The sequence below is a fragment of the Vibrio rhizosphaerae genome (genome assembly GCF_024347095.1).
Taxonomy (GTDB): Bacteria; Pseudomonadota; Gammaproteobacteria; order Enterobacterales; family Vibrionaceae; genus Vibrio; species Vibrio rhizosphaerae.
This window is the reverse complement of record NZ_AP024904.1, coordinates 250,372-263,023: the sequence shown is the minus strand read 5'-3', so window position 1 is coordinate 263,023 and position 12,652 is coordinate 250,372. Positions and strand designations below refer to the sequence as shown.

Annotated in this window: 11 protein-coding genes; 8 read left to right on the top strand and 3 right to left on the bottom strand. The window is 47.4% G+C overall.

Going from position 1 to position 12,652, the window contains the following annotated elements; genetic code table 11:
* Positions 1-46 precede the first annotated feature (46 nt).
* Complete coding sequence (locus OCV37_RS16350) at positions 47-520, top strand: YhcH/YjgK/YiaL family protein (protein WP_038184204.1); 474 nt, start codon at positions 47-49, stop codon at positions 518-520.
* Complete coding sequence (locus OCV37_RS16345; protein WP_038184207.1) at positions 517-1,200, top strand: SDR family NAD(P)-dependent oxidoreductase; 684 nt, start codon at positions 517-519, stop codon at positions 1,198-1,200. The genes OCV37_RS16350 and OCV37_RS16345 overlap by 4 nt, the downstream gene beginning before the upstream one ends.
* 230 nt (positions 1,201-1,430) lie before the next feature.
* Here OCV37_RS16345 and OCV37_RS16340 read toward each other — a convergent pair whose 3' ends face one another.
* Positions 1,431-2,483 carry an NAD(P)-dependent alcohol dehydrogenase gene (locus OCV37_RS16340; RefSeq protein WP_038184210.1) on the bottom strand — a complete coding sequence of 351 codons (1,053 nt, stop codon included), beginning with the start codon at positions 2,481-2,483 and terminating at the stop codon, positions 1,431-1,433.
* 771 nt (positions 2,484-3,254) lie between these two features.
* Here OCV37_RS16340 and OCV37_RS16335 point away from each other — a divergent pair.
* From OCV37_RS16335 to nqrM, 3 genes are all read left to right on the top strand, one after another.
* Positions 3,255-3,941, top strand: a complete 687-nt coding sequence (locus tag OCV37_RS16335; RefSeq protein ID WP_038184213.1) for a helix-turn-helix domain-containing protein — start codon at positions 3,255-3,257, stop codon at positions 3,939-3,941.
* Between the two features lie 88 nt (positions 3,942-4,029).
* Entirely contained in the window at positions 4,030-5,067 is a 1,038-nt protein-coding gene (locus tag OCV37_RS16330; protein WP_038184217.1) for an oxidoreductase, read from the top strand.
* 140 nt (positions 5,068-5,207) lie between these two features.
* Positions 5,208-5,537 (top strand): (Na+)-NQR maturation NqrM, encoded by a 330-nt coding sequence (gene nqrM / locus OCV37_RS19835; RefSeq protein ID WP_390902299.1) that lies wholly within the window; start codon positions 5,208-5,210, stop codon positions 5,535-5,537.
* Positions 5,538-5,699: 162 nt separating this feature from the next.
* Here the strand turns inward: nqrM and OCV37_RS16320 are convergent, their stop codons facing one another.
* Together OCV37_RS16320 and OCV37_RS16315 are read right to left on the bottom strand one after the other, a co-directional pair.
* On the bottom strand, positions 5,700-6,056 hold the full coding sequence (locus tag OCV37_RS16320; RefSeq protein ID WP_038184223.1) for a cytochrome b562: 357 nt from the start codon (positions 6,054-6,056) through the stop codon (positions 5,700-5,702).
* Positions 6,057-6,231: 175 nt separating this feature from the next.
* Positions 6,232-6,978: a phosphatase gene (locus OCV37_RS16315; protein WP_038184226.1), complete on the bottom strand. Its 747-nt coding sequence runs from the start codon at positions 6,976-6,978 to the stop codon at positions 6,232-6,234.
* A gap of 304 nt (positions 6,979-7,282) precedes the next feature.
* Here OCV37_RS16315 and OCV37_RS16310 point away from each other — a divergent pair, with 304 nt between their 5' ends.
* The 3 genes from OCV37_RS16310 to pgl all read left to right on the top strand — a co-directional run bounded on the left by OCV37_RS16310 (position 7,283) and on the right by pgl (position 12,639).
* The gene (locus OCV37_RS16310) at positions 7,283-10,177 is read left to right on the top strand and encodes an HD domain-containing phosphohydrolase (RefSeq protein ID WP_038184229.1); all 2,895 of its coding nucleotides are present in this window, start codon (positions 7,283-7,285) and stop codon (positions 10,175-10,177) included.
* Positions 10,178-10,423: 246 nt separating this feature from the next.
* Positions 10,424-11,926: a glucose-6-phosphate dehydrogenase gene (gene zwf / locus OCV37_RS16305; RefSeq protein WP_038184232.1), complete on the top strand. Its 1,503-nt coding sequence runs from the start codon at positions 10,424-10,426 to the stop codon at positions 11,924-11,926.
* Complete coding sequence (pgl, locus tag OCV37_RS16300; RefSeq protein ID WP_038184235.1) at positions 11,923-12,639, top strand: 6-phosphogluconolactonase; 717 nt, start codon at positions 11,923-11,925, stop codon at positions 12,637-12,639. Before zwf ends, pgl begins: the two co-directional genes overlap by 4 nt.
* Positions 12,640-12,652 lie beyond the last annotated feature (13 nt).

Here is a 12,652-nt window from a genome sequence, read left to right as displayed (position 1 = left end):
TATCTGGCTGCCGGATGCCGGCAGCTTGTTTCGATAAGGAATCATCATGATTAGCGGTAATCTTACGCAACTGAAAACCGCCGGTTTACCTGCGGTTTTCAGTGCCATTCTTCATCATCCGGCTTGTACGCTGGCGCAGTTACAGCAAGCGCCCGATGGCCGGTTGCAACCCGAGCAACACGCGTGGTTCTGTACTATCGGAGATGCTTACTCCGCGCCACGCCCGACTCGCCATACGGAATACCATCGCCAGTATGCTGATATTCAGGTGGTGCTCTCAGGAGAAGAAATCATCCATTACGATTTGACAGATGTCAGCGCCTGTCAGGCGGAAGAACGCCGACCTGATCTGTTTATCCTCGCCCAGCCCGAGTTGCGCCAGCATCTGCATTTACGTGAGGGAGACTTTGTGGTTTTCATGCCCGGAGAGCCTCATCAGGCGCTGTGTGCCGTCAATGAGCCGGCTTGTGTCCGAAAAGCGGTATTTAAAGTACCTGCGCATTTGCTGGAGACAGAATGAATAAAAAACATGCACTGGTCACCGGAGCCAGTTCCGGGATTGGACTGGCGATTGCAACCACATTACTTGAGGATCACTGGCAGGTCACCGGAGTGAGCCGGAGCCAGCCAGCAATTGATCATCCCGATTTTACATCGATTCAAGCCGATCTGATGGATAGCACGCAATTGATACATCATCTGCAAGCGGTCACAGCGGTTGATGCTTTCATTCATGCCGCAGGAAAAATGACCGCCTCGCCACTGGGCCGGCTCGACTTGCAGGAAAGCCAGACCTTGTGGCATCTGCATGTCCATGTGGCAGAGTTGCTCGCCAACACACTGGTCACCCAGATGACAACCGGCGGGCGGATTGTCCTGATTGGCAGCCGGACATCCCGCGGGGTTGCCGGTCGCTCGCAGTATGTTGCAACCAAATCAGCCATGATCGGGATGGTACGTAGTTGGGCAGCGGAACTCGCCCCACGGGGGATTACGGCCAATATTATCGCCCCGGGCGCCACAGAAACACCGATGCTCAAGGATCCGGAACGGCAACAGTCTCCACCGAAACTGCCACCGATAGGGCGCTATATCCAGCCTCAAGAAATCGCCGAATACGTCAAATTTATTGTGTCACCACAGGCGGACGCGATTACCGGACAAGAGTTGGTGATCTGTGGCGGTGCCTCTTTAGCGTAAGGTTTCATAGGGCGGCGGTTAAAAGATATGACCGCCATTCAGACCGGACAACCATTCGAGCCCATTCACCCACAAAAAATGCACCCGAAGGTGCATTTTTTACGTCATCACTTTCTGTTTGAGCGCTTTTGCCATTGTCCTGTTTGGTCTTAGCAATGCTGTTGACCTAATCACCCAAACAGACATGAATCATTGCCAGGGTAAATCACTGACAACAAATCATCGTTGAGTTATGCGCTCTCAGGCATCGTTGCCATATCAATGACGAAACGGTAGCGGACGTCGGAGCGTTCCATGCGCTCATATGCTGCATTGATTTCATCCATGCGAATCATTTCACACTCAGGCAAAACATTATGTTCACCACAGAAATCCAGCATTTCTTGTGTTTCCGGAATCCCGCCAATCAACGAACCAGCGATGCGACGACGACCAAAAATCATCGGAACCGTGGATGGTTCGTCCAACAGACCCACCTGACCGACGATGACCAGTGTGCCATTTACATCCATCAACGGGATATAACCGGTGACATCATGCTTGACCGGAATCGTATCAATGATCAGATCAAAGCTGGACTGCGCTTGCGCCATCGCTGCTTCATCTGAAGAGATCAAATAATGCTGTGCACCTAAGGCTTTCGCATCTTCAAGCTTCGCATCCGTACGACCAACGACGGTCACCACCGCGCCCATAGCAACGGCAAGTTTCACCGCCATATGACCCAAACCCCCTAAACCCAACACTGCAACTCTTGTCCCGGCTTTGACATCCCAGGCTTTCAGAGGTGAGTAAGTCGTGATACCGGCACATAACAGGGGAGCAACACGGGACAGATCCAACGATTGTGGAATGGACAGTACAAATTCTTCCCGGACAACCACATGACGTGAATAGCCACCCTGTGTCGGTTCGTGAGTATGACGGTCCTGACCACAATAGGTTGGCGTCATCCCTTCACGACAGAACTGCTCTTCACCGGCTTCACACTGATCACAGTGCTGGCAGGAATCAACCATACAGCCGACACCAACCGTATCACCAACTTTATAACGCGATACATCTGACCCGACGGCCGTCACTCGTCCAATGATTTCGTGTCCCGGAACCAGCGGATACGTTGAGCCACCCCAATCATTACGAACCGAATGCAGATCCGAATGGCAAACACCGCAGTAGAGAATCTCGATGGCAACATCATTCTCTCTCAGTTCCCGGCGTTCAAAGGCATACGGTTTCAAAGTCGCACCCTGATTGTATGCTGCGTAGCCAACTGTTTTCATGATCATCTCCTGTTTCGTGATGAATACTTGCTAATGACACATAAGAAGAAAGGTCAATCAGCGCAATAAAGATATAATGTATAAGGACGTAAAATCATAATACATTGTCATTGAATTTCAATCACAAAATATATTCCCCATTAAAAATGAGGCAATCGATAAATATGGATTACCTCATATCATCTGATATATTCATGAGCAAAACATATGCAATAGAATATATTCATCTGTAAACAAGATATTTTATTATCTTGTATATATTATATGTCCCTCCCTTTTTTTATATCCAATAATGACAAATATATCATTCATTTATCACTCAGCATGGATCCCGACCTGAGCTTCTGATCAGCGATGAGTAAACTAATCAAATAAATACCGATATCAGCGCGACTATTTCCAACTTGATCTTGCGCGACGGCATCCAGAACAAATTCCACTGATTCAACAAAAAAATCCTGATCTTCTAATAGCATATGCTTTATCTACTCCATAAGTTATCCCGCTTTGATAGCCAGCGGTTCTGACAAAAAAACAAGCACGACAGAAGCAAACGGGCTACGAACATCCAATCAATCGTCTCTTTTGCGACGGACTACACGACCATTTGGCTGTGCTCTCCTACCGGTAGTGATATTATTTTTTTCACTTGTCCGGCGGGGAGATATAACCGATTTGAATCTGATGTCAGAATCTTAAATCTCTCCTTAAAACAGATAAAGCTTACACGGGCAATCTCATACTAAAACCATACTAAAATAGGGCTTCAGGATGTCAAATGACAATATTAAGACGTTTTCTTACCTTAAAGGAACGGCATTTACTAACAATTTAAAATACCAAACTCAGTGCAAAGATTACATCGAATTATCCAATTTACTGGATATTCCAAAATCAACTTTTAGTACCTGGAATGCGCATGGCCGAACCTCTCATGAATTGATTGTCCGCTTGCATCTTTCATTGGGAATTCCCGTCAAGCAACTCGCTTTACCAAGAGATTATCCACTCAAAGATTTGCATCCTTCCTTATGGGAAAGTCATGAATTTATGCCGCAAATTCAGGATCAGGCCAGCTTTTACCAATCTCAGTCAGAAACTCGCCAGATTTATCAGCACGCAACAGTTATTCTTCAGCGCTTCAGTCTCAAACATGGGGCGTTAATTAGTATCGGAGAGTCACCCTATGCCGCCCAAAGAATGCATGAGCTGCAACTGAAAGCGGCCTCCACGATCGAAGTCGAGACCACCGATGCAATCTATCTGGTTGATCAAAATATGCAGGATATCGTTTCCGGCCGCTATCTGATGGATATCGACGGCAGCATATTGCTGCACACCGCGCAACGCTTACCGGAACAACAAATGCGGATCGTATTTCCGGACGGCGCTGCTGTCATTGATACGCATAAAGTCCGGATTCTCGGACGCGTCGTTCTCATGACACAACGGTCTTAACCAGACATGGATTGATCAAGATGACTGACTCCGTCATGATGTCGGACAACGACAGAGATTAAATGCTAACGATAGTAAATAGGTGAAGATGATGTCCCACCCCATTAAAACAGCCGTAATTGGCTACGGTTATTCAGCGAAAACGTTCCATATCCCGTTTCTTGAATCTTTAGCCGAGTTTGAGTTTTGTGCCATCAGCAGCCGACAACATGAGGCCATTGCAGCACAGTTTCCGACGGTAACCTGCTATGACAGTGCAGAAAAACTGATTGAGCAATCCGATGCTGAGCTGGTGATCATCACCGCCCCCAATGATGTACATTTCTCTCTGGCAAAAATGGCACTGGAACACGGTAAACATGTCGTGGTGGAAAAACCGTTTGTCACTCGTGCCCAAGACGGAGAAACGCTGATCCGTATCGCACAAGAACAGCAGCTGACGCTCAGTGTCTACCATAACCGCCGCTGGGATCACGATTTTCTCACGGTGAAAAAACTGATCGCTGACGGCAAGCTGGGCGAGGTGAAATGGTTTGAATCTCATTTTGACCGCTATCGTCCTGAAGCCAGAGAGCGCTGGCGTGAGTCGGCGGATGTCGAAGGCTCCGGCATTCTCTACGATCTCGCCCCTCACCTTATCGATCAGGCTCTGGAACTGTTCGGTATGCCAGAGGCAATCACCGCACAGTGCCGCTCAATGCGACAAGTTGACGGGGCGACGGATTTCTTCAACGTGTTATTAGACTATTCGGATTTTCTGGTACAACTTCATGCCAATCCATATAGTCCCGGTGAAAATCTACGCTATAAGATTTTGGGGACCCAAGCAAAATACATCAAAATGGGGCTTGATCCTCAGGAAGAGCGGCTCAAAGCAGGTATCACCGCACTCCGGCCAGCCGAAACGGTCATCATCGCCGAAGGGAGCCTCTATACCGAAGAATATCTTGAATTGATACCGACGGTACAAGGTGGCTATGAACACTATTTTGTTCAGTTAGCCGACTCGATTCGTCAGGGAACGCCACCACCGGTCACGGCTGAAGACGCGCTTAACGCGATTCGTCTGATAGAGCTGGCGATGGAGAGTAGCAACAGCGGGCAAACCATCAAAGTCAATTTGTAACAGCAACTGCCCATTAATTTGTAGCATATGCTACAAATTAGGTTTATGCTCTGCAACGTACTGATGCTTGTCGGAGCATCGGGCATCATCAACCACCCGATCATACCGGCCCTGATTCCGGGTCGGGTTCGGTTGCTGCGATGCCTTATTTTATCAACGACACTTTTATCAACTACACTTTTACTAAGAATCAAGGCGTATTGTTCGTCTCAGACTTTGTTCGTACCACGCTCACTTTAGGACAAACGCCAAAGGAGGCATCCGTGACTTACCTACTGACATTTGTTGTATTTATGATCTTAATACTCGGTATGGCGATTGGTGTACTCTTTCATCGCCGTAGTATTCAGGGAAGCTGTGGCGGGCTGTCTTCGATCGGGGTGGAACGGGCCTGTAACTGTAAGGACGTCTGTGAAAATCAGGAAAAGACGCTCTATCAAATCCAAGAGCCCAATCATGACCAGCGTTAATTGGTGATTGGTGATTTGTTCAGACGGATACGGCTAGCGCGACTTCGGTATCAAATCTGCGGGATGACCTATTGAATATAAAATATAAGTTTCGTTGCCAAGTCAGAACGGCTGTTGCAACGAAACTTACGAATATGATTTGAGAATGTAGGTCTGAGCAGATTATCTCACTTTGCGGTGATATTCTGAACGCAGTGAATCAATCGCTTTTAACTTCTCTTTCGCACCTTGTAAGTTACCTTGGTCGAGTTCAGATTCAACTTGATCGATCGCGACTGAGAGCTCTTCAAACCCTTCCTTCATGGTTTTGCCTCTGTCACCCTGATATTCCCCTTGATTGAGATGACTGACAATCTCATCAAATTTACCGATGGCGACTTTCATCTCTTCAACACTGGAAGACTCAGCGGCTTCTTGGAAAGCTTTTTTCATCTGTCGCATCGATGAATGAACGTCACCACTAGCCCAGACCGGAGAAAAACACATCACTAATAATAATACGGCTATCTTTTTTAACATGGCATTGCTTCCTTACATATCTTTATTGTTTTGATTAAATCATACTGCTGACGAACCGATGTTGCCTCGTTATCTTAAGATAAACACGCCTGTTGGCAAAGCATATCTGATGGCGACGCTGCAATCGATTCATCACTGCTTCTATTTCATCCCTATCGGGCCGATTGCGCTGCTTTTACTGTATTGCATCAAATTCCGCAATCGCCTCACGCCCACGCAATGCCAAAAACTGCAAAAACTGGCGGGCACTGTGCGTAATCACCTGCTCTGAGGGGATCTGTAGTTTTTCAATCAGTTCCCGGGCGAGGCTCAACTCACCGACGGCATGGCAGAAATGTGCATCACTTCCCGTCGTAATCGGTGCACCATATAACTTGGCCAGTCGCCCGATCTCGTAACATCGTTCCACACTGCCCACCCGGCTATGCCCCAGTAAAGTACTGTTATTAATCTCTATCGCGACATGATGCGCCGCGGCACACTGGATCACCGCATCAAAGTCGAAATCATATCTGGGATTCCCCAAGTGGCCTAAAGCGTCCACTTCACCCCGTTCAATCACACTCAGTAATGCTTCGGTATGTGTGTTTTTATCAACCGGCGCAAACACCGGCTCATGAAAGCTGCCAATCACCCAGTCCAGTTGAGCCAGCACCGGCGGCTGTATATCAATCTCACCTTGCGTATTTAAAATATTGGCTTCCACGCCGCGCATGATAGCGATCTCATCTAAAAATCTTGGAATGACTCTCTGATTGGCAAAAAACCACGGATGAGGCGCGCCCGGCATCCGTTCAGCATGATCGGTGGTACATAAAATTTTTAACCCATTCGCTTTCGCAGTACGCACATTTTCCAGCAAGGTACTATAAGCATGACCACTTGCATAAGTATGCGTATGTGTATCAACAACAATATCCATAAAGCCTCCCTTTTCTCTCCCGCGCAAAACTATATCAATGCACTTTGTGACTGGCTATCACCAATTTCAACGGTTTTTTTGCAACCTGACCACATTCGACAATACTTACATCCTAGGAACTGTTGACCTTTCGTCGCTGAATTTTATTCAATCTGAACGGGTATTGATTGCGGCGCGGACATACTGCTTAGCCATCCTAAGTCAATGACCCGCAACACATTGCTGCAACAAACATCACGAAAGATCCACAGCCCCTGTTAACAGATACTTATTTTCGATAAAGACTCGATTTACGGATAAATATATGAAATTACGTCGCTACTCTCTTAGTCTTCATATTGGCAGTTTATTCCTGATATTAACTTCAATCGTTGGTGGCGTATTAATCCTGATCAGTTACAACCATGCACAAGCATTACTGGCTGAAACCGCCAAACAGCTTAGCTATGAGAACAGCCGTAAAATCGAGACCGAATATAAGCAAAGTATTGGTCCGATCCTCACCACACTCGATTTCCTTGCCTTTAGCACGTTTGTCGAAAAGGAGCATTCACCGATTGATGACAAGCGTTGGCTGGCATCAATGGCATTGGTGTTTCAAAAAAATCCCAATTTAGTGGCGCTCTACTTTGCCGACAACAATGGCGATTTCACCATCATGCGGCCTCTTTTGGATGAGCAGGAGCTAAGACGTTTCGGAGCGCCAAAGAATGCGGCATTGTATGCTCAACAAACGCAGATCAACGGGCAGAATGACATCTTCTTCCTTGATGAACAGTTCCAGCAGATTAGTCATCGCCAGACCTTTGATAACCAGTTTGACCCGCGAGAACGCCCTTGGTTTCTCTCCGCGCAGCATGATGGAAAAATCCGACTGACAGAGCCCTACTTCTTTTATTTTCTGAAAACCCACGGTGTCACTCTGTCCCGCCGATCGCCTGACGGACAAAAAGTTGTCGGTGCCGATTTCACCCTGGATTCGTTATCGAAACAGATCGACGCCATCGGCTTCACTGAGAATACCAAACTCATCCTGTTCGATCAGAAGTATAACGTGTTAGCACAGCATGAGGCCGGTGTCTCAGTCAACAATACGCCGGCAGAGAATCGCACCAAGCTGGAAAAGTCATTATTTACGCCGATTCTCCATCGCATGAGTAGTCAGGTCATTTATGAAACCGTCAATGACGGCGACAAAGATTGGTCTCTAACGTTGACGCCGGTGACATTAAACCCATACGTCACTTTAATGTTAGCAGAAGCGGCCCCGCACGATGCGCTGTTATCTAATTTATTATCAATGCGGGATCAGCAATTAAAAGTCGTGATTATTCTGCTCATCGTCTGTTTTTTAGCAGTCGGCATCATTGCATCGAGACTCGCCCGACCGTTAAAAAATCTCGTACAGCTTTCCGACAACATTACTCGGTTTGAATTTAAGAAAACGCGTTATCCCAAATCGATCATCAAAGAGGTGGCCAACTTATCTCAATCGTTGCAGTTAATGGAGCACACCCTGCATGATTTACTCAAATTACTCCACAATACCGCCAGTAATTATGATTTCAATACACTGGCAAAGACGCTGACCCAGCAGAGCTATCAGATCACCCGGGCAGAAACGATTGTCCTGTATTTATTCTCGAATGAAACCGAATCATTTATCACCCTGACCAATCATGCCATCATTCCATTTAAGATTGATATCAATGACTTACTCAATGAAACACCATGGCTCAAATCACAATTACAAAAAGATGAAGTAGTCCACCTCAGTAAACAAGACAACGCCATCAAAAAGTATCGCGATCAGCTGTTTAACACGGATGTTTATCTGTTCCCGCTGTTAAACCGGCGTCAGCAACTGATCGGGATTCTCAATCTGGGTTATGAACGCCCGATTACTCAGGCACAATCAGACAAACACGCCTTCCTGCGCGAGCTGATGAGCTTTGCTCAAATCGCAAAAGATAATATCGACACGCTGCAACAGCAAAAAGAGGTGTTCTACGCTTTTATTGAGCTGATCGCGTCCGCAGTGGATACCAAATCCCCCCAGACACGCGGCCACTCTCAACGGGTACCGAAACTGGTGGAATGGTTAGCTGAAGCAACCGTCACCGATACCCATTACTATCCTTATTTCAAAATGGATACTGCACAATGGGAAGAGTTACACGTTGCATCGTGGCTGCATGACTGCGGCAAAATCACCACCCCAGAATATATCTTCAACAAAGCCACCAAACTTGAAACCATTTATAACCGGATTCATGAAATTCGGATGCGTTTTGAGCTGCTCAAACTTCAGGCTGAAACCGATTACTGGAAAGGATTGGCGGAAGGCAAAGATCAGACAACGCTGCTCGCAGCGCTTGAGGCGACTCACCAAACATTGGATGAAGAGTTCCACTTCGTTGCGCAATGTAATCTCGGTGATGAACCGATGACCAATGAAAAAATCGAGCGATTACATCAAATTGCACAACGCAGCTGGAAGCGGACATTGGATGATCAGGCGGGTATCAGTCTGGTGGAAAAACAACGCGCTGGCCAATCACGGTCTCTGCCCGTGATGGAAAAATTACTTGATGATAAGCCGAGTCACTGTGTCACTTGGGAATCCGGCAACTATTCGCAAGAAACACCACAAGAAACATGGCAGGATCGGTTCTCGCTCAAGCCGGGAAAACTGCTCTATAACCGGGGAGAACTGCATAATTTATCCGTCCGCCACGGCGCATTAACCGAAGAAGAACAGTTCATCCTCAACTCGCATACCGTGCAGACCCTGATGCTACTGGAACGCTTACCCTATCCCGAGCACCTGAAAAATATTCCGAAAATTGCAGCGTGTCATCATGAACGGATGGATGGTCATGGATTCCCCAGAGGCTTAACCGGTGAAGAGCTGTCGATTCAAGCCAGAATTATCGCAGTGGCTGACGTCTTCGAATCCCTGACCTTCAGTGGGTCCCCCAATCCACAAGTCATCCGGTTGTCAGATGTCATCGAGCGGATGACGGACATGGCCGTCAACGGCCACTTGGATCCCCGACTCTATTTATTATTTCTGGAAAACCAACTGTATCAGCGTTATGCCGATACATTTATGGAAGAACAATCCATGACGCAGATTGACTCAGATGCCCACATCAAACGCGTGAAACAATACCTGAGGACGATGACACATCAGTGATGATGTCCCGATCAGCAAGCGCAATCAGCCAAGTGCTCTGACATGAAATAACTTGATCAAATCGACACTTTTGGTTGATGTAAATCAAATTGTCAGAGAGAATAGAGGCCAGTTTTTGCCCTTGGATAATGGTGTCATGGATATTGAGAGCACCTATTATTGCGATAGAAAGGGCCAATTTTTTATTTTGGTATTGTGCTGTTACCGTTGGCACACGCGAAATACCTCGTTTTTAAGGGAAAGATGATGGTAATACCTGAAAACAGCAGCATCGTGATTTTCGGTGCTTCCGGCGATCTCACTTACCGCAAACTTATTCCTGCCTTATATCATCTATATGCAAACAATCAGTTACCAAAATCATTTGCAATTTTAGGTGTAAGTCGGACTGAATATAGTGATGATTCCTACCGGGAAAGATTGAAGAAAACTCTGCAAGAGCTGGAAAAGACCGAGCCAGAAACGCTGGAAGCCTTTTGTCAGCATCTTCACTATCAAGCCATTGATACCGCCAACGTCGAAGACTACAAAACTTTGTCTGAGCGACTGGATACACTGGCCGATCAATACAAATTCGAGCAACGCAACACCTTGTTCTATCTGGCGACTCCGCCAAGCTTGTATGGCGTGATCCCCGGTTGTCTGGCCGCCCACGGGCTGAACGATGAAGCGCAAGGCTGGAAACGTCTGATTATCGAAAAACCCTTCGGTTATGATCTCAAGTCAGCGCAAGAACTGGATATCGAAATTCACCGTCACTTCAAAGAACATCAAATCTACCGTATCGACCATTATCTGGGCAAAGAGACCGTGCAAAACCTGCTGGTTTTCCGCTTTGCAAACGGGATGTTTGAACCGCTCTGGAACCGCAACTTCATCGACTATGTCGAAATCACCGGCGCTGAATTCCTTGGGGTAGAAGAGCGTGGCGGATACTACGACAACTCCGGTGCCGTGCGGGACATGTTCCAGAACCACTTACTGCAAGTGCTGGCGATGGTCACCATGGAGCCACCAGCCGCAATCAATGCTGACTCAATCCGTAATGAAGTCAACAAAGCATTGCAAAGTTTACAGCCACTCAGCGATCAGGATCTCGAGCAAAACTTAGTCCTCGGACAATACACGGAATCTGAAGTCCGTGGGAAATTCCTGCCGGGCTATCGCAATGAACACGGCGTCGCAGAAGATTCACGCACCGAAACCTACGTCGCGCTGAAAATGTTTATCAACAACTGGCGCTGGAACGGCGTGCCGTTTTATGTCCGTAGCGGGAAGAGACTACCGACCCGCGTGACCGAAGTCGTGATTCATTTCAAACGCACCCCGCACCCGGTATTTGCGCAAAACGCGCCAGAAAACAAACTCGTAATCCGAATCCAGCCCGACGAAGGCATTTTGATGTGCTTCGGCCTCAAAGAGCCGGGCGCCGGTTTCCGCGCTAAAGAAGCATCAATGGACTTCCACTATACCTCGCTGGAAGAAACCAAAATGCTTACTGCGTATGAGCGTCTCTTGCTCGATGCCTTAAATGGCGACGCCACACTATTTGCCCGCACAGATGCGGTTGAAGCTTGTTGGAAATTTGTTCAGCCAATTCTGGACTACAAACAAGACCCAACCTCTTTATATGGATATGCCTGTGGGACATGGGGCCCTAAAGAATCGGATGAACTGCTGCAAAGAGATGGCAGAGAATGGCGATTCCCCTGTAAAAACTTAACCAATACGGATTATTGCGAATTATGATCAAGCACAAAATTTTTCAAACTGCCGATGATGTCGTGCATTCACTTGCTGACGACTTAAAAACGTATAGTGAACAGGGCCGTCCGGTTCATATCTCGCTGTCGGGTGGCAGCACGCCAAAAATGTTATTCAAGCTGCTGGCCTCTGCGCCTTATGCCACATCAATTCAGTGGCAAAACCTCCACTTCTGGTGGGGTGATGAGCGCTGTGTCGCACCGGATGATGCAGAAAGTAACTACGGCGAAGCCAATGCGTTATTGTTCAGCCAGATTCAAATCCCGGCGGAGAACATTCACCGGATTTTAGGGGAAAATGACCCGAAATCAGAAGCTGACCGTTTCGCACAAGAGATGCTGGCGACCATCCCGACTCAAGATGGCATCCCGGTGTTTGACTGGATTCTGTTGGGCGTCGGTGCTGACGGTCATACCGCATCACTGTTCCCCGGTGCCACCAATTATCAAGCGCCTGCACTCGCTATCGTGGCCTCTCATCCTGAGTCAGGCCAGTTACGCGTGTCGAAAAGCGCGCGCGTCCTTGAAGCAGCCAAACGTATCAGTTACTTGGTTCTGGGCGCCGGTAAGGCAGACATTGTTCATGAAATTCACACCACTGCTGCAGATGCATTACCTTATCCTGCGGCTAAAGTTCAGTCATCTCAGGGAGAGACTGAGTGGTATTTAGATAAAGATGCAGCAGCAAAGATTGCGTGAGGAGAAAAATTCA

Coding starts and splice junctions, on each gene's coding strand:
- OCV37_RS16350 (WP_038184204.1), top strand. CDS start 47: ATGATTAGCGGTAATCTTACGCAACTGAAAACCGCCGGTTTACCTGCG.
- OCV37_RS16345 (WP_038184207.1), top strand. CDS start 517: ATGAATAAAAAACATGCACTGGTCACCGGAGCCAGTTCCGGGATTGGA.
- OCV37_RS16340 (WP_038184210.1), bottom strand. CDS start 2,483: ATGAAAACAGTTGGCTACGCAGCATACAATCAGGGTGCGACTTTGAAA.
- OCV37_RS16335 (WP_038184213.1), top strand. CDS start 3,255: ATGTCAAATGACAATATTAAGACGTTTTCTTACCTTAAAGGAACGGCA.
- OCV37_RS16330 (WP_038184217.1), top strand. CDS start 4,030: ATGATGTCCCACCCCATTAAAACAGCCGTAATTGGCTACGGTTATTCA.
- nqrM (WP_390902299.1), top strand. CDS start 5,208: ATGCCTTATTTTATCAACGACACTTTTATCAACTACACTTTTACTAAG.
- OCV37_RS16320 (WP_038184223.1), bottom strand. CDS start 6,056: ATGTTAAAAAAGATAGCCGTATTATTATTAGTGATGTGTTTTTCTCCG.
- OCV37_RS16315 (WP_038184226.1), bottom strand. CDS start 6,978: ATGGATATTGTTGTTGATACACATACGCATACTTATGCAAGTGGTCAT.
- OCV37_RS16310 (WP_038184229.1), top strand. CDS start 7,283: ATGAAATTACGTCGCTACTCTCTTAGTCTTCATATTGGCAGTTTATTC.
- zwf (WP_038184232.1), top strand. CDS start 10,424: ATGGTAATACCTGAAAACAGCAGCATCGTGATTTTCGGTGCTTCCGGC.
- pgl (WP_038184235.1), top strand. CDS start 11,923: ATGATCAAGCACAAAATTTTTCAAACTGCCGATGATGTCGTGCATTCA.